The sequence below is a fragment of the Georgenia deserti genome (assembly GCF_042680605.1).
In the GTDB taxonomy this organism is placed as follows: Bacteria; Actinomycetota; Actinomycetes; order Actinomycetales; family Actinomycetaceae; genus Allobogoriella; species Allobogoriella deserti.
In genome coordinates, this window is sequence record NZ_JBHUEE010000008.1 from 14,694 (window position 1) to 29,763 (window position 15,070).

Annotated in this window: 15 protein-coding genes and 1 other RNA gene; 7 read left to right on the plus strand and 9 right to left on the minus strand. The window is 71.1% G+C overall.

All coding sequences use genetic code 11. From position 1 onward, the window contains the following. Positions 1 to 215: 215 nt before the first annotated feature. Entirely contained in the window at positions 216 to 836 is a 621-nt protein-coding gene (locus tag ACFSE6_RS14360) for a TetR/AcrR family transcriptional regulator (RefSeq protein WP_388008497.1), read from the minus strand. A gap of 155 nt (positions 837 to 991) precedes the next feature. Here ACFSE6_RS14360 and ACFSE6_RS14365 point away from each other — a divergent pair, with 155 nt between their 5' ends. Further along, entirely contained in the window at positions 992 to 2,299 is a 1,308-nt protein-coding gene (locus ACFSE6_RS14365) for a hypothetical protein (protein WP_388008500.1), read from the plus strand. On the opposite strand, the gene ACFSE6_RS14370 is transcribed toward ACFSE6_RS14365, so the two are convergent. The 3 genes from ACFSE6_RS14370 to ACFSE6_RS14380 are packed head-to-tail and all read right to left on the minus strand — an operon-like array spanning position 2,253 to position 4,002. Continuing rightward, the gene (locus ACFSE6_RS14370; protein WP_388008503.1) at positions 2,253 to 2,840 is read right to left on the minus strand and encodes a hypothetical protein; all 588 of its coding nucleotides are present in this window, start codon (positions 2,838 to 2,840) and stop codon (positions 2,253 to 2,255) included. The genes ACFSE6_RS14365 and ACFSE6_RS14370 overlap by 47 nt on opposite strands. Beyond that, the gene (locus tag ACFSE6_RS14375; protein WP_388008506.1) at positions 2,837 to 3,424 is read right to left on the minus strand and encodes a hypothetical protein; all 588 of its coding nucleotides are present in this window, start codon (positions 3,422 to 3,424) and stop codon (positions 2,837 to 2,839) included. Before ACFSE6_RS14375 ends, ACFSE6_RS14370 begins: the two co-directional genes overlap by 4 nt. Then, on the minus strand, positions 3,421 to 4,002 hold the full coding sequence (locus ACFSE6_RS14380) for a DUF4352 domain-containing protein (protein ID WP_388008509.1): 582 nt from the start codon (positions 4,000 to 4,002) through the stop codon (positions 3,421 to 3,423). The genes ACFSE6_RS14375 and ACFSE6_RS14380 overlap by 4 nt, the downstream gene beginning before the upstream one ends. A 49-nt stretch (positions 4,003 to 4,051) precedes the next feature. Between ACFSE6_RS14380 and ACFSE6_RS14385 the strand changes: the two genes are divergently transcribed. Both ACFSE6_RS14385 and ACFSE6_RS14390 read left to right on the plus strand, forming a co-directional pair. Further along, positions 4,052 to 5,200, plus strand: a complete 1,149-nt coding sequence (locus ACFSE6_RS14385) for a Nif3-like dinuclear metal center hexameric protein (protein ID WP_388008512.1) — start codon at positions 4,052 to 4,054, stop codon at positions 5,198 to 5,200. After that, positions 5,197 to 5,952, plus strand: a complete 756-nt coding sequence (locus ACFSE6_RS14390; protein ID WP_388008515.1) for a zinc ribbon domain-containing protein — start codon at positions 5,197 to 5,199, stop codon at positions 5,950 to 5,952. Before ACFSE6_RS14385 ends, ACFSE6_RS14390 begins: the two co-directional genes overlap by 4 nt. An 11-nt stretch (positions 5,953 to 5,963) precedes the next feature. Here ACFSE6_RS14390 and ACFSE6_RS14395 read toward each other — a convergent pair whose 3' ends face one another. Further along, on the minus strand, positions 5,964 to 6,770 hold the full coding sequence (locus ACFSE6_RS14395) for a YaaA family protein (RefSeq protein ID WP_388008518.1): 807 nt from the start codon (positions 6,768 to 6,770) through the stop codon (positions 5,964 to 5,966). A gap of 53 nt (positions 6,771 to 6,823) precedes the next feature. Between ACFSE6_RS14395 and rnpB the strand changes: the two genes are divergently transcribed. Next, positions 6,824 to 7,194, plus strand: an RNA gene (gene rnpB, locus ACFSE6_RS14400) — RNase P RNA component class A. A gap of 45 nt (positions 7,195 to 7,239) precedes the next feature. Here rnpB and ACFSE6_RS14405 read toward each other — a convergent pair. The 3 genes from ACFSE6_RS14405 to map form a co-directional block, all read right to left on the minus strand. After that, complete coding sequence (locus ACFSE6_RS14405; protein WP_388008521.1) at positions 7,240 to 7,446, minus strand: PspC domain-containing protein; 207 nt, start codon at positions 7,444 to 7,446, stop codon at positions 7,240 to 7,242. A gap of 155 nt (positions 7,447 to 7,601) precedes the next feature. Further along, positions 7,602 to 8,369, minus strand: coding sequence for a polyphosphate--glucose phosphotransferase (ppgK, locus tag ACFSE6_RS14410; RefSeq protein WP_388008524.1), 768 nt, complete (start codon positions 8,367 to 8,369; stop codon positions 7,602 to 7,604). Between the two features lie 23 nt (positions 8,370 to 8,392). Beyond that, on the minus strand, positions 8,393 to 9,265 hold the full coding sequence (map, locus tag ACFSE6_RS14415) for a type I methionyl aminopeptidase (RefSeq protein ID WP_388008527.1): 873 nt from the start codon (positions 9,263 to 9,265) through the stop codon (positions 8,393 to 8,395). Positions 9,266 to 9,300: 35 nt separating this feature from the next. On the opposite strand from map, the gene ACFSE6_RS14420 reads away from it, so the two are divergent. Beyond that, entirely contained in the window at positions 9,301 to 9,501 is a 201-nt protein-coding gene (locus tag ACFSE6_RS14420; protein WP_388008530.1) for an SPOR domain-containing protein, read from the plus strand. A 34-nt stretch (positions 9,502 to 9,535) separates the two neighbouring features. Here the strand turns inward: ACFSE6_RS14420 and panB are convergent, their stop codons facing one another. Next, positions 9,536 to 10,381, minus strand: coding sequence for a 3-methyl-2-oxobutanoate hydroxymethyltransferase (panB, locus tag ACFSE6_RS14425; RefSeq protein WP_388008533.1), 846 nt, complete (start codon positions 10,379 to 10,381; stop codon positions 9,536 to 9,538). Between the two features lie 115 nt (positions 10,382 to 10,496). On the opposite strand from panB, the gene ACFSE6_RS14430 reads away from it, so the two are divergent. Both ACFSE6_RS14430 and ACFSE6_RS14435 read left to right on the plus strand, forming a co-directional pair. Next, the gene (locus ACFSE6_RS14430) at positions 10,497 to 11,834 is read left to right on the plus strand and encodes a glutamine synthetase family protein (protein ID WP_388008536.1); all 1,338 of its coding nucleotides are present in this window, start codon (positions 10,497 to 10,499) and stop codon (positions 11,832 to 11,834) included. 4 nt (positions 11,835 to 11,838) lie between these two features. Beyond that, positions 11,839 to 14,910, plus strand: coding sequence for a bifunctional [glutamine synthetase] adenylyltransferase/[glutamine synthetase]-adenylyl-L-tyrosine phosphorylase (locus ACFSE6_RS14435; protein WP_388008539.1), 3,072 nt, complete (start codon positions 11,839 to 11,841; stop codon positions 14,908 to 14,910). Positions 14,911 to 15,070: the final 160 nt, after the last annotated feature.

Here is a 15,070-nt window from a genome sequence, read left to right on the forward strand (position 1 = left end):
CCGGGGTTGACTGAACCATGGCAGAAAACGAGTGAAGTCGGCGCCGAGCTCGCGCAACGCGTCGAAGGCCCTGTCGTGGATTGGGGAGCCGCGGCGCAGTTGCGGTGCGGTCCACAGATGGGTCGTGAGGGTGATCCGCGATCTACCTGTCGTGCTGGCTCAGTCGACCTGCAGCGTGGCGGACGGATTCGCACCGGCATCTGGCTGAACAGTGGTCATGTCGGGCTTCCTTCCCGGTGTGAGGGTGGGTGGCCGAGCGCGGGCAGGATCGCTTGGTCGACAATGGCGATGAGTGCGTCGGTGTCTGGTGGTTTGCCAGTGTCGATCTGGTGTTTGAGTACCAGTGCCTCCCCGATGTCGACGACGACCGGGGTGAGCAAGCCGTGGTCGACGATGCCGCGCGCGGCGTAGTGCTCGATGACGGTGCGTGTGAACCGTTTGCCGTGAGTGTCGAAGACCCGGGTGTAGAGGGCCTCGACGAGATCCGGGCGGCGCTGGCGTTCGGCGAGGATCATCGTTACCACCGGCGCCGTCGGCCCATCGAGCCAGCCGACCAGTTGCTCGAGAGATCGCAGGAGGTCCGAGCGCAGCGCGTCGCCCTTCGGAGAGACTTGTTCGACGGGCAGGGCTTCCGCCAGCGCGTCGAGCAGCAGGTCCTCGACGGAAGGCCAGTGGCGGTAGATCGAGGTCTTGGCCACCCCGGCACGCCGCGCGACCCCCTCGACCGACAGCCGACCCAGTCCCTGTTCCGTCATCTCGGCGATGACCGCTGACCGGCAGGCGTCGCGTACGTCCGCCGGCGAGCGCCGACGAGTGCTTGGTTCCTTCACGCCCATTCCTCACTGTAGCTACGCATACGTAGCTACGATACCGTATCGTTAGGCCGTGCTAGCCCCTCAGCGAAGGGCGGCGCCCGGGCGCGGTTACTGCGGAGCCCGCAGAGAGCAGGTGATCCGGTCAGGCCCACGAACCGCGTCGCTACCATGCGCACGTGCTGGAGATCCTGCGGAACACCGCGCGCCTGGTGAGCGCGCGATGGCCGGAGCTCCTCGTGTTCGCCCTCCTCGGCGGTTTCCTCTCGCACATCGGGATTCTGGGCGTGGCCACGCTGGCCGCGATCCACCGCAGCGCCCTGCTCGGGGCCTTGCTGCTGCCGTTGCCGATCCTGGCCGAGCTGGGCGCCTACGTCGGGATGTTCCTCGTGCTGCGGCGCCACCTGCCGCACTACGGGCAGCGCGCCGCGGCCGGCGAGCTCGAGATCGACGTCACGGATTCGGCCGGCTCGCGCCGACACCGACGCGCGGACAGCGTGACCACCTTCGCCTCCCAGGTCATCGTCCCCTTCTTCGTGCTCTACTCAGCCTGGAACTACCTCGACGACGACCTCGAGCGCTATCGGTTCGAGGTGGAGTGGCGGATCTTCGACGTCCCCGCCGAGCGGCTGGCGGCCATGCAGCTGCAGTTCACCCTCCCTGCGGTGGCGCTGCTGGCCGCTGCCCTCGTCGCCCGGCTCGTCGTGCACCGGCTGAGGCACCGGCTCCCCGCCTGGATCAGCTTCGTCGACGTCTACCTCGAAGGTCTGTGGGTCTTCCTGGCCACGATGCTGGTGTTCGAGCCGCTGCAGGAACTGCCGCGATGGCTCGGCGGGCGCGAGTTCGTGGTCTGGCTCAGCAACGGCTGGCAGGGCTTTCTCGATGCCGTGCCCTTCCTCGATGCCGCCTGGCGGACCGTCGCCGTGCCCGTCGCCGGGTTCCTCATCGAGACCGTCGGCGTCCTCGCCCTGCCCGTCGCGTGGCTCGCGATCACCGGCATCGTCCTCGCCCGTCGGCTCGGCGGGACCACCGTGGTGGACCTCGTCACCGCGCGGTCGCCCCATCTGCGGCAGGTGCGCGAACGCAATCGGCGCCTACCCGGAGTCGTCCGGTTCTTCAGCGACGAGCTCACCGAGGACTATCGGGCCCGGGCAGACGTCCTCGTCGACGTCGGGCGCGTCGTGACGCACGCCGGGGCCGTGACTCTCGCCGGCTTCGTGCTGACCTATGTCGCACTGGAAACGATGACGTCGTGGGCGTTCCGCGGCATCGTCGCGCTCATCGGTCCGCAGGACCTCGACTGGTGGCAGGCGGTGTTCCCCATGGTCTCGATCGGCGTCCACGCCGTCTCCGACGTCGTCCAGATCGCCCTGCTGGCCGCCACCTTCGACCACTGCCTCGGCCGGCTGCCACCGGCGCAGGCGCCACCCGGCCGCCCCGCTACGTCAGCGGCACCCGCACGTACCGAGGCAACTCCATCGGCATGAGGATCTCCAGCACCGGGCCGCCCGTGGTGTCGAGTGCGTCGACGGGGACCACGAACCCCACCTGGACCGACCGTGTGCCGTCCGAGGCGACCTCGACACTGGAGAACTCGTCACGATCGCCCGGACTCCAGAAGCACGTCTCGGCCATGCCCTCGGACGTCTGGAACGTGTTCTCGGCCGGATGCCACCGCGCTCGGTCGATGGCCAGCTGAAGCTCGCACGAGCCCTCGGCATCCGGCCCTGGCGGCCGGACGGCGACCGTGACCGCCACGACCCCGGTCCCGGCCGGAAGTCCGGCACTGTCCGGTGGATCCTTGAGGACGTCCCACGAGGTGACCTCGTACTCATGACCGGCCAGATGCGCCGGCTCGCCGACCTGTGCCCCGACGGGACTGCGCGGTTCCCAGTTCGCGTACTCTTTCCATTCGGTGAAGTACCAGCCCGTGAGAACGCTCGGGACCAGAAGGACCAGGGTGACCAGGGCCACCGCGTGCCGGCGCAACCAGCCGCGCTGGCCCGCGTGCCGGAAGGGCCGGCTCACGGCGCCGCCTCCCGCACGGGCTCGGCAGGGGCGACGCGTTCGGCGTGCTCGAGGTCGCCGAGCCCGACATGCACCCGCAGCACCGAGTCCAAGCTGACATCCGCCGCGGTCCCCAGTTCGAGCCGCCCGGAACCCGCCTGCCGCAACACCTCGGGCGGGACCTCGAACACCACCTCGGCCCGCGTCCGGATCCCAGGTTCCAGCGGCGCGCCCCACGGGTCGTCGTAGTCCAGGCGGTTGGCCAGCCGGCTGTACCGGCGCCCGTCGACCTCGAGTTCGACGGACTGGAGCCGTTCCGGTTCGATCACCGTGGCTGCAGCGACCGGGATCAGCAGGAAGACGCCCGAGGTGCGGACCTCGTCGACCTGGGTTCCGTCGATCTCGAGGATGTCCGCGGTGCGGGGGGCGGCTCCGTCCGCGAGGACGACCGCGGAGATGTTGCGTCCGGTGAGCGGCTCACCGGGCCGTCCGTCGACCGGGAACGGCGCCTGCAGCTGCCAGGACGTGGCGTCGAGCTCGTGCACGACCCACGCCGCTACGACCAGGGCCGCGGTGGCGGCCACGGAGCCGAGGCGGCGCCTCATCCCTGGCCCTCGGATACGGTCAGCCGGACGACTGCCGCCGGCGTCGGGTTGTCCCAGCGCGGAAGGTAGCCCTGCTCCTCGACGAGTTCACGGTCCCACAGGCCCACGCTGACGTCCTGTCCCGGTGCCGCGGTGCCCGGGGGCAGTTCGAAGACGAGTCGAACCTCCTGTGCCAGGCCGGGCTGGAACGCCTCGTGCGCGGTGCCGTCGGGGCTGATGAATCCGTAGTCGAGATACGCCTGTCCGTCGATCTGGGCCGAGACGACGTTCCCGGCGGAGACGATCGGTGCATCCGTGCGGTTCTCGATCGTCATGTCCACGGCCAGCAACTCCGCGTCCTCACTGTCCGGGAGGTAGCCCGGGACAGTGCGGGCGGTCTGCGCGCCGGTCACGCGCATCGTCATCTCCTCGTTGGTGTGCGGCTCGCCCGGCGCGAGTTCCTCGATCCCGGCGTGGGCCGCCGTGGCGGGCCCGCTCGCCCAGGCGACGAGCACGACTAGGACGACGACCGCGAGTGCGGTCCCGCCGAGCGCGGCGACGGGATGCCGGTCGACGAAACGGATGGCAGGCCGTAGCACGGGCACAGCATAGGGAACCGCCCGCACTCGGCCACTAGGCTCGGCGAGCATGACCGAGCTTCGCCTGGCCGACGTCGTCGCCGTCCTCGACGAGAACTATCCACCCGGGACTGCCGAGTCATGGGACGCCGTCGGGCTCGTGGCGGGTCACCCCGAGCAGCCCGTCCGCAGCGTCCTGCTCGCCGTGGATCCGACCGAGGAGACTGCGCAGGAGGCCCTCGAGCGTGGCGCGGACCTGCTGCTGACCCACCACCCGCTGTATCTGCGTGGGACCTCATCGGTGGCCGCGACCGACCCCAAAGGTCGTGTGGTGCACTCCCTGGTCCGCGGCGGAAGCGCCCTGTACACCGCGCACACCAACGCCGACGCCGCAGCCGACGGTGTCGCGCAGGCCCTCGCCGACGCCGTCGGGGTGGTGGAGAGCCGGCCGATTGTTCCGCTGCCCGCCGACGGCCTCGACACCCTCGTGACCTTCGTGCCGCACGCATCGACCACAGCCGTCCTGGACGCATTGGCGGCCGCGGGAGCCGGGCGACTTGGCGACTATGAACGTGCCGCGTTCGTCTCGCCGGGTACCGGGACATTCCGGCCTCTCGACGGTGCGAATCCCACCGTCGGCGCGGTCGGGCACATCGAGGAGGTGAGCGAGGACCGACTCGAGATGGTGCTCCCGCGTGGGCGGCGCCGGGCCGTGATCGACGCCCTGCGCCAGGCGCACCCGTACGAGGAGCCGGCCTACTCGCTGCTCGCCCAGGCCGACCCGGGCGCCACCACCGGGACCGGGCGCATCGGCCGACTGCCGGAGCCGACCACGTTGCGGCAGTTCGCGTCGCGGGTGGCACAGGCGCTTCCCCGGACGCCGCAGGGCATCCGCGTCGGCGGTGACCTGGACGCCGAGGTCTCCACGGTCGCCGTGTGCGGTGGCGCGGGGGACTCGCTGCTGAGCCGGGTACGAGCCTTGGGCGCCGACGTCTACCTCACCGCGGACCTGCGGCACCATCCCGCCTCGGAGCATCTCGCGGGCGGACGTCCCTACCTGATCGACGCGACCCACTGGGCGAGTGAGTGGCCCTGGTTGCCACGCGCCGCCGAGCTGTTGCGGTCTGCCGCCCACGCCCGGGGCGTTAGGTTGGACACGCACGTCTCGACCCGGGTGACCGATCCGTGGGACATCGTGCTGGAAGGAGCTCCTACGTGACCACCGCCCCCAAGGCCGAGCAACGCAAGCTGCTGGATCTGCAGGCCCTGGACACCAAACTGGCCAAGCTGGCGCATCAGCGCCGCACCCTGCCGGTGCTCGCCACCCTGGATGAGCTCGCGGGCCGGGGCGAGGACGTCCACCGGGCCCAGGTCGAGGCGCAGACGGTTGCGGCCGACACCCGCCGCGAGCTCGCCCGGGCCGAGGCGGACGTCGAGCAGGTCCGTAGCCGGGCTGCTCGGCACCAGGCCACGCTGGACTCCGGCAAGGGCCTCTCGCGCGAACTGGTCGCGCTGCAGAACGAGCTCCAGCAGCTCGCCGAGCGGCAGAGCGTGCTCGAGGAGACCCAGCTCGAGGTGATGGAGCGTCTGGAGGCGGCCGAGTCCCGGGTCGCCGAACTCGATGCGCAGGAGCGTGCCATCGCCGCCGACGTCGAGCGGCACACCGCTGAACGCGACGCCGCCTTCGCCGAGATCGACGCCGACACCGAGGCCACGCGTGCGGCCCGGGAGGAGCTCGCCGGTCAGATCGACGGCGAGCTGCTGGATATCTACGAGCAGGCGCGTTCGCGCACCGGCGGGCTCGGCGTCGTCGCGTTGCACCGACACCGCACCGAGGGCGTGAGTATCGACTTCACGGTCAGCGAGCTCTCCGCCATCGACACCGCCCCAGAGGACGAGGTGCTCGTCTCCGACGAGCACGGCTACGTCCTGGTGCGCCTCGACGACGGTGAGACGTCCGGACGCGCCTGAGCGGAGCGGAGTCAGGCCCGCTCGACGAGCGTGAGGGTACGGGACCCGCTCGCGCCGGGATCAGCCAGTTCGACCTCGGCGATGTGCCCGCCCGTCGTCGTGGGCGTACCGATCAGGCCCTGCGCCGCGTCCGCCACGCCTTCGGCCGTCCGCGGGGCCGGGTGCGCCCGCGTCAGCAGGTGGCGCGTCAGCAGCCCGCGTGCGTGCTTGGCGTGGTGGGAGACGACCTGCCGGCCGCCGTCAGGCCGCTCCCGCACCACCTGGACCAGAACGTGGTCACTGGTGCGCGGCGGGCTCCACGCCGCCGCGTAGGCCGCGGACCGGCCGTCGACGACGACATCTCCCGCTGCGGACTCCCCGAGTGCCGCGGCGAGTGGCGCGCGCCAGAAACGGGCGAGCTTCGTACCGAGGCCGGGGAGGTCGACGCCCATCGAGAGGCGGTACGCAGGGATCCGGTCGGACGGTCTCACGGCGCCCCAGAGGGCGGAGACGATACGCACGCTCTGCGTGGCCCGCCGCCGCGCGATACCGGTGAGGTGGGCCAGACCGGCCGCGCCGTACAGGACCCCCGTGTACACGCGGTCCGCCGGAGCGGCCGGCGCGCAACGCAGGCGGACATTCGCGCGGATCTCGTCGGCCAGCCCCGGGCTCACCCGGAGCAGATCGGTGGCGTCTGGGCGAGCGGACGCCTCGACGAGCGCGTCGAGCACGCGCTCACGGGCGGCGGTCAGCGCCGGGAAGGAGAGGCGGTCGAGGTCGACCGGGGCGCCACGCGCCGGCGCGGTCTTACCCTCGGACGGCGGGAGAAGCACGAGCACCAGGCGATGGTAGGCGAGCGCCCGCCGGAGCCGCGTATCATGTGCGGCGCGGATGAGTCGGCCAGGCGGTCGCGTCGCACCTTCGGGTGCGCCGAGGAACGTCCGGGCTCCGCAGGGCAGGGTGGTGGGTAACACCCACCCGGGGTGACCCGCGGGACAGTGCCACAGAAAGTAGACCGCCGCCGGGCCAGGCCCGGTGGTAAGGGTGAAACGGTGGTGTAAGAGACCACCAGCGCGGCGGGTGACCGTCGCGGCTCGGTAAACCCCACCCGGAGCAAGACCAGACAGCAGGCGTTCGAGGGCGGCCCGTCCGAGCCTGCGGGTAGGTCGCTGGAGGCTTACGGCAACGTACGTCCTAGATGGATGACCGCCGCCGCGGCCACGGCCGCGGGCACAGAACCCGGCGTACCGGCCGACTCATCCGCCCCGCACGGCTCGCCGCCGTCCGCGCGGGCCGACGGCGAGCGGATCACTCGCTGGGCATGAGCACCCACAGGGCGATGTAGATGACGATCTGCGGACCCGGGATGAGGCAGATCAGCAGCCAGAGCAGCCGCACGCCCCACGGGTTGAGGCCGAATCGGTGCGCCACACCCGCGCACACGCCGCCGAGGACGCGGCCGCTGCGGGGACGGACCAGGCCGGAACGGCGCATCGAGCCAGGGATGTCGGACATGGGGCGGTTCCTTTCGTCGATCACGTCTCCACTGTCCGGCAATCCGGCATGGCGCACATCCGGGACGGACCCTGAGGGTGCCCTGATCCCGCCGTCGCCCGGCCCCTGAGCCGGGCGACCGGTGCCCCGGTGCGGGCGGTCCTCGCCCAGGCGTGTCAGCGGTGACCGATGGCGGCCAGATGCGCGGCGCCGACGATGCCTGCCGTGTTGCGCAGCTCGGCCGGCACGATGGGGGTGTTCAGCTCGAGCAGCGGCAGGAACTTCTCGTGCCGCTTGCTCACGCCGCCACCGACGACGAAGAGATCGGGGGAGAAGAGCATCTCGACGGTCTCGTAGTAGCGCTGCAGCCGCCTCGCCCACTTCTTCCAGCTCAGGTCCTCGCGCTCCCGGGCCGAGGACGCGGCCTGGGACTCGGCGTCGTGACCGTCGATCTCCAGATGCCCGAGCTCGGTGTTGGGCACGAGCGTGCCGTCGACGAGCATGCCCGAGCCGATGCCGGTCCCCAAGGTGGTGACGATGACGACGCCGGGCACGTCCTTGGCTGCGCCGTAGATGGCCTCGGCGACACCGGCGGCGTCGGCGTCGTTGACCCCGATCACCGACCGGCCGGTGGCCTCGCTCATCAGCTCGGGCACGTTCACCCCGGTCCAGGATTGGTCGAGGTTCGCGATGAACGCCACCACGCCGTGCTTGATCGGCGCGGGGAACGTCAGACCCACGGGGACGTCGGGGGCGAGGTCGAAGTGGTCGACCAGCTCCGCCACGGCGGAGGCGACCGCCTTGGGGGTGGACGGGTCCGGCGTCGCGATGCGGAAACGGTCCGCCGCGAACTCGCCGGTACCCAGGTCGACCGGGGCTCCCTTGATTCCGGAGCCGCCGATGTCGATGCCGAAGGCGACTGCGGGCCGGCGCTGACGTGTCATGGCTCCTCGAGGCGGTCCGGGGGTCAGGGCAGGGTCAGGATCTCGGCGCCGTCGTCGGTGACGACGATCGTGTGCTCCCACTGGGCACTGCGCGAACGGTCGCGGGTCACCACGGTCCACCCGTCGTCCCACTGCTCCCACTCCGCCGTGCCGAGGGTGAGCATGGGTTCGACCGTGAACACCATGCCTGTGACGATCTCGTCGTCGTGGAGCGGGGCGCTGTCGTAGTGCGGGATCACCAGGCCCGAGTGGAAGGCCTCGCCCACGCCGTGCCCGGTGAAGTCCCGCACCACGCCGTAGCCGAAACGTCGCGCGTAGGACTCGATGACCCGGCCGATGATGTTGACCCGGCGTCCGGGTCTGACGGCCTTGATGCCGCGCTCCATCGCCACCTTCGTCCGCTCGACGAGCTGCCGGGACTCCTCGTCGATCTCGCCGACGGGGAACGTGGCGTTGGTGTCACCGTGGACGCCGTCGAGATACGCGGTGACGTCGACGTTGACGATGTCGCCCTCGGCCAGCACCGTCGTGTCCGGGATCCCGTGGCAGATCACCTCGTTGATCGAGGTACACACGGACTTCGGGAAGCCCTTGTAGTGGAGGGTGGAGGGATAGGCACCGTGGTCGAGCAGGAACTCGTGGCCGATCCGGTCGAGCTCGTCCGTGCTCACTCCCGGAGCGACGTTCCGGCCGATCTCCTGCAGCGCCTGCGCGGCCACGCGGCTCGCGCGGCGGATGCGTTCGATCACCTCGGGCGGCTTGACGTCCGGGGCGGCCACGCGTTCCGGACCGGTACGTCCGACGTACTCGGGGCGCGGGATGGACTCGGGGACGGTGCGGACCGGGGTCGGAGCTCCTGGCGTCAGAGTGCCTCGGGGCGCGCGGTCGACGAGCATGATGGTGAGTCTATGCCGGAGCACGGGAGGAACGAATGAGCGAGCAGGAGACGCCGGAGTACTACTACGACCTGACGAGCGGCCAGGTGGTCGAGGGCAAGCAGCGGGGAGCGACCAACCGAATGGGTCCCTACTCCACGGCGGAGGAAGCAGCCCGTGCGATGGCGCGTGCGGCCGAACGCAACGAGGCGTGGGCGGAGGACGAGCAGAGCTGGCGCGAGGACGAGGGCTCCTGAGCCGGGTGGCGCGAGCGCAGGCGGCGGCGGGAGGTCATTGCGCGAACGAGTGCTCCTCGCCCGGGAAGGTCCGCTCCCGCACCGCCTGCCCGTACGCGCGGGTGGCGTTGTAGAGCTCGGTGCCCACCTGACCGAACTGACGGGCGAAGCGCGGCGACCACGCCGTCATCCCGGCCATGTCCGTCCAGACGAGGACCTGACCGTCGACGTCGGCGCCCGCCCCGATCCCGATCGTGGGGATGTCGAGGACTTCGGTGACCCGAGCGGCTACCGGTGCGGGCACCATCTCCAGCACGACGGCGACGGCGCCCGCCTCGGCAAGGGCGAGGGCGTCACCGACGAGGCGTTCGACCGCGTCCTCGGTGCGGCCCTGCACCCGCTTGCCGCCGAGGAGGTTCTCCGACTGCGGGGTGAAACCGAGATGTGCGACCACGGGGATGCCGGAACGGGTGAGCAGCTCGACGTGCTCCGACAGGTGAGCGCCGCCCTCGAACTTCACCGCGTGCGCGCCGGCGTCCTTAAGCATCCGGGTCGCCGTCTCGAAGCACTGCCGCGGGTCGGCCTCGTACGAACCGAACGGCAGATCGGCCAGGACCAGCGCGCGGTCGACCGCCGAGCTCACGGCACGCACAGCAGGCACCATCTCCTCGACGGTGACCGGGATCGTGGTCGACCGGCCGTGCATCACGTTGCCGATGGAGTCCCCGACGAGCAAGACGTCGATACCCGCCTCGTCGAAGATGCGGGCGGTGACGGCGTCGTAGGCCGTGAGCATCGTGATGGGCTCACCGCGCTCCTTGGCCTGCCTGAGGTGGTGCACGCGGACCCGTTTCGGGACGGGAACTCCTTCGCTCGCGGCGTCCGGGGCCGTGTCGCTCATCGCTCCTCCTGGCAGGCTGACGGAACGGATCAACTCTAGGGCGCCGCCGTGCGCCATGATGGGACAGTGCCGGCCCGACCCGCCGGCAGAGCGCAACACAACGAGGGAGTCGCCGATGGACAAGCAGCAGGAGTACGTGCTCCGGGCGATCGAGGAGCGAGACGTCCGGTTCATCCGGCTGTGGTTCACCGACGTCCTCGGGGTGCTGAAGTCCGTGGCCATCGCCCCGGCGGAGCTCGAGGGGGCGTTCGCCGAGGGCATCGGGTTCGACGGCTCCTCGATCGAAGGGCTCTCCCGGGTCTACGAGTCGGACATGTTGGTCAAACCCGACCCCTCCACGTTCCAGGTGCTGCCCTGGCGCGGCGAGGAGAACGGCACGGCCCGGATGTTCTGCGACGTGCTCACGCCCGACGGCGAGCCGGCGCGATCGGACCCGCGCAGCGTGCTCAAGCGGGCGATGAACAAGGCCGCGGAGGCTGGGTTCACCTTCTACATCCACCCCGAGATCGAGTTCTACCTGTTCAAGGACGTCGAGGGACCGGACAGCCCATTGATCCCGGTCGACACGGGTGGGTACTTCGACCACGTGGCGCGGGGCACCGCTCACGACTTCCGCCGCGACGCCATCACGACCCTCGAGGCGATGGGTATCTCGGTCGAGTTCTCTCACCATGAGGCCGGCCCGGGCCAGAACGAGATCGACCTGCGGTACGCGGACGCGCTGTCGATGGCCGACAACATCCAGACCTTCCGTACCGTGATCAAGGAGGTCGGCCTCCGGCACGACGTGCTCGCCACGTTCATGCCGAAGCCGCTGGTCGAGGCCCCCGGCTCGGGCATGCACGTGCACATGTCCCTGTTCGAAGGGGACCAGAACGCCTTCCACGACCCGGCCGGCGAGTTCCACCTCTCGGGCACGGCCCGCAAGTTCATCGCCGGTGTGCTGGCCCACGCCAAGGAGATCACCGCGGTGTGCAACCAACACGTGAACTCCTACAAGCGTCTCTGGGGCGGCGGCGAGGCACCCAGCTACGTCTCGTGGGGCCACAACAACCGGTCCGCGTTGGTGCGGGTGCCGATGTACAAGCCGGACAAGCCGGGGTCGGCACGGGTGGAGTACCGGGCGCTCGACTCTGCGGCCAACCCGTACCTGGCCTTCGCCGTCCTGCTCAACGCCGGGCTGAAGGGGATCGAAGGCGACTACGACCTCCCCGAGGGAGCCGCCGAGGACGTCGCGGCGATGACCCGGTCCGAACGTCGCGCGCTGGGCATCAAGTCCCTGCCGGCCTCGCTGCGTGAGGCCATCGAGATCATGGAGAGTTCTGAGCTCGTCGCCGAGACCCTCGGAGAAGACACGTTCGAGTTCTTCCTGCGGAACAAGCGCACCGAGTTCGAGGAGTACCGCAACCAGGTGACGCGGTACGAGCTCGAGCGGTTCATCCCCACGCTGTGACGCGATGACCCGGCAGGTCTCGCGGACGGCGGCCCTGCGGCGCCTGGGCTTCGCCGAGGCGCCGGTGGCCGAGGCGCGTCTCCAGGAGCCGGCGCTGGCCGGGCTCGTGGCGCAGGCGCCGGGAGTCCCGCTGGAGGACTCGCTGGGTCGGGCTGCGGACCCGGACCTCGCGCTGCTCACACTGCTGCGTCTGGCCGAGGCGGCCGAGGCGGCAGGCGAGGGTCCGCTGCTGGCCCGTGCGCTGTCCGAGGACGGCGCACGGGCCCGGTTGCTGGCCGTGCTCGGCATGTCGACTGCGCTCGGCAACGCGCTTGTCGCCAGACCGGCACAGGTCGCCCTCTTCACCGAGGAGAACGGGCACGACGGCGAGGGTGCGGCGGGGCAGACGGCCGGTAGTGCGGTGCTGCGGCGGCCGGCGCACCGCGTGCGTGCCGAGTTGCTCGCCGCCGTCGGAGCGGACGCCGAGTCTCCTGCGCCCGTCGCCATGGTGGCCGGCCGGGACGGCGTCAACGCACTGCGGCGGGCCTACCGGAGTCGGCTGATGCAGATCGCGGCCGAGGACCTGACCTCTGCCGACCCGCTGGCCACGTTCCCCGCCGTGGCGGCCGCCATCGCCGACGCCGTCGCCGCCACGTTGGACGCGGCGCTGGCGGTGGCCCGGGCGGATCTGCCCGAGGCCGCGTCCGCGGCCCGGCTCGCCGTGATCGGGATGGGCAAGACCGGCGGCCGCGAGCTCAACTACATCTCGGACGTCGACGTCGTCTACGTCGTCGAACCGGTCGACGGGGGGAGCGAGGAGGAGACGGTCCGGGCAGGGACGGCCCTGGCCTCGGCGCTGGCCCAGAACGTCTCCGCCGTCGCGGACGAACCGTCACTGTGGCCGCTGGATGCCAACCTGCGGCCCGAGGGCAAGGACGGCCCGTTGGTCCGCACCCTCGCCTCCCACGTCGCGTACTGCGAACGGTGGGCGAAGGGCTGGGAGTTCCAGGCCATGCTCAAGGCTCGTCCGGTGGCCGGTGACCGGGAACTCGGCACCGCGTACTGCGACGCGGTCGGCCCGATGGTCTGGGGTGCGGTGGAGAAGGACCGTTTCGTCGAGGACAGCCAGGCGATGCGCCGTCGGGTCGAGCAGCACATCCCCTCCGCGGACGCCGACCGGCAGCTCAAACTCGGTCCGGGCGGCCTGCGCGACGTCGAGTTCACGGTCCAGCTCCTCCAACTGGTGCACGGGCGCACGGACTCCTCGATCCGTTCACGCACCACCCTGGAAGGATTGGCGCAACTCGCCGCCGGTGAGTACGTGGCGCGCGACGATGCTGAGCTCCTCGACCACCACTACCGTTTCCTCAGGGTTCTCGAGCATCGGATCCAGCTGCACCGGCTACGCCGCAGCCACCTCGTTCCCACCGTCGAGGCAGACCTGCGCCGGCTCGGCCGGGCGATCGGCGTGGAAAGGGTCGACGGCGCCGAGAGCCTGACCAAGCGGCTCCGGCAGATCCGGCGCGACGTGCGCCATCTGCACGAGGAGATCTTCTACCGGCCGCTGCTGCCCCTGACGGCGCGCCTGAGCACGAGCGACGTCTCCCTGGCACCGGAGGCGGCACGGGCACGCCTCGCGGCCATCGGCTACGACGATCCCTCCGGCGCACTGCACCACATCGCAGCACTGACCGAGGGGATCTCCCGCGCCGCGAGCATCCAGCGACAGCTGCTGCCGGTCATGCTCGGCTGGCTAGCCGAGGGCCCGGTTCCCGACGCCGGCCTGCTGGCGTTCCGGAAACTCTCCGAGCTCATCGGCGGGACCCCGTGGTATCTCCGACTGCTCCGCGACTCCGGCGAGATGCCCCGGCGACTGGCGGCGTTGCTCTCGACCTCGCGGTACGTCGCGGACGCGCTGGGCCGCATGCCCGAGGCGGTGGCCTGGCTCGACGAGGAGGACGACCTGGCGCCACGGTCGGCGGACGCCTTGCGCGAGGAGCTCGCCGCGTTGCAGGGGCGCCGGACGGATCCCGGCGAGAAGGTCCTGGCCGGGCGCTTCCTCCGGCGTCGTGAGCTCGTGCGGGCCGCGATCGGCCAGGTACTCGGCATGACCGGCCGTGCCGACTCCGCACGAATCATCACGCGCGCTGCGGACGTTGCCCTCGACGGCGCGCTGCGGGTGGCGATCGCCGACGCGACCGCCGAAGCCGGGCTCGACGCACCGCCGTCGCGCTACCTGATCGTCGCCATGGGCCGTCTCGGCGGGCAGGAGATGGGCTACGCCTCCGACGCGGACGTGCTGTTCGTCCACGAGCCGGAGGCCGGTGCCGACGAGGAGACGGCCACCCGAGTAGCCCTCGAGGTCGCGGCCAGGACGCGGTCCTTCCTGGCCGGATCCGCCCCCGAGCCGCCGCTGACGGTCGACGCCGATCTGCGCCCCGAGGGCAGGCAGGGGCCGATGAGCAGGTCCCTGGCGTCGTACGCCGAGTACTACGAACGGTGGGTGGAGCCGTGGGAGCGTCAGGCCCTCCTGCGGGCCAGACCCGTCGCGGGCGATCCGGACCTGGCGGACCGGTTCGTGGAGATGATCGCCGCGGTGCGCTATCCGGCCGAGGGCCTGCCGGCCGACCAGGTGCGCGAGCTGCGCCGGATCAAGGCTCGGGTGGAGGACGAGCGGATGCCGCGGGGCGTGGCCCCCACCCGACATGTCAAGCTGGGGCCGGGTGGGCTGAGCGACGTCGAGTGGACCGTCCAGCTGCTCCAGCTGCGTCATGCGGGCCGGGTGGCCGAGCTGCGCACGACCAGCACGCTCGAGGCGCTCGAGGCGCTGCGGGAGGCCGACGTCGTCTCGGCAGAGGATCAGGCCGTGTTGTCCGAGGCGTGGTTGCTGGCCTCCGGGATCCGGGACGCGATCGTGCTCGGCAGTGGCCGGGCCAGCGGCCGCCGGGCCGATGTGCTGCCGCACGAGGTCAGTGACCTGGAAGTGGTGGCCCGGCTGCTCGGCCACGAACCGGGGGAGCGGCTGGACCTCGAGGAACGGTGGCTGCGGGCCGCGCGGCGTGCCCGGACGGTGACGGAGCGACTGTTCTACGAGTGAACAGCCTCCGCAGGCGGGGCGGTGTCGCTAGCGTGCCCTGGTGTGAGCGCGCGCCGGGGCGGGACCTTGCCGCGCGTGCCGTCCTCGCCCCAGGATCTCGCCCTCAACGCGCTCGGCTCGGCGACCTAGGTTCGCACTGGCCGCGTATCGGACGCCGCGT

Coding starts and splice junctions, on each gene's coding strand:
- ACFSE6_RS14360 (WP_388008497.1), bottom strand. CDS start 836: ATGGGCGTGAAGGAACCAAGCACTCGTCGGCGCTCGCCGGCGGACGTA.
- ACFSE6_RS14375 (WP_388008506.1), bottom strand. CDS start 3,424: ATGAGGCGCCGCCTCGGCTCCGTGGCCGCCACCGCGGCCCTGGTCGTA.
- ACFSE6_RS14385 (WP_388008512.1), top strand. CDS start 4,052: ATGACCGAGCTTCGCCTGGCCGACGTCGTCGCCGTCCTCGACGAGAAC.
- ACFSE6_RS14405 (WP_388008521.1), bottom strand. CDS start 7,446: ATGTCCGACATCCCTGGCTCGATGCGCCGTTCCGGCCTGGTCCGTCCC.
- ppgK (WP_388008524.1), bottom strand. CDS start 8,369: ATGACACGTCAGCGCCGGCCCGCAGTCGCCTTCGGCATCGACATCGGC.
- map (WP_388008527.1), bottom strand. CDS start 9,265: ATGCTCGTCGACCGCGCGCCCCGAGGCACTCTGACGCCAGGAGCTCCG.
- ACFSE6_RS14420 (WP_388008530.1), top strand. CDS start 9,301: ATGAGCGAGCAGGAGACGCCGGAGTACTACTACGACCTGACGAGCGGC.
- panB (WP_388008533.1), bottom strand. CDS start 10,381: ATGAGCGACACGGCCCCGGACGCCGCGAGCGAAGGAGTTCCCGTCCCG.
- ACFSE6_RS14430 (WP_388008536.1), top strand. CDS start 10,497: ATGGACAAGCAGCAGGAGTACGTGCTCCGGGCGATCGAGGAGCGAGAC.
- ACFSE6_RS14435 (WP_388008539.1), top strand. CDS start 11,839: ATGACCCGGCAGGTCTCGCGGACGGCGGCCCTGCGGCGCCTGGGCTTC.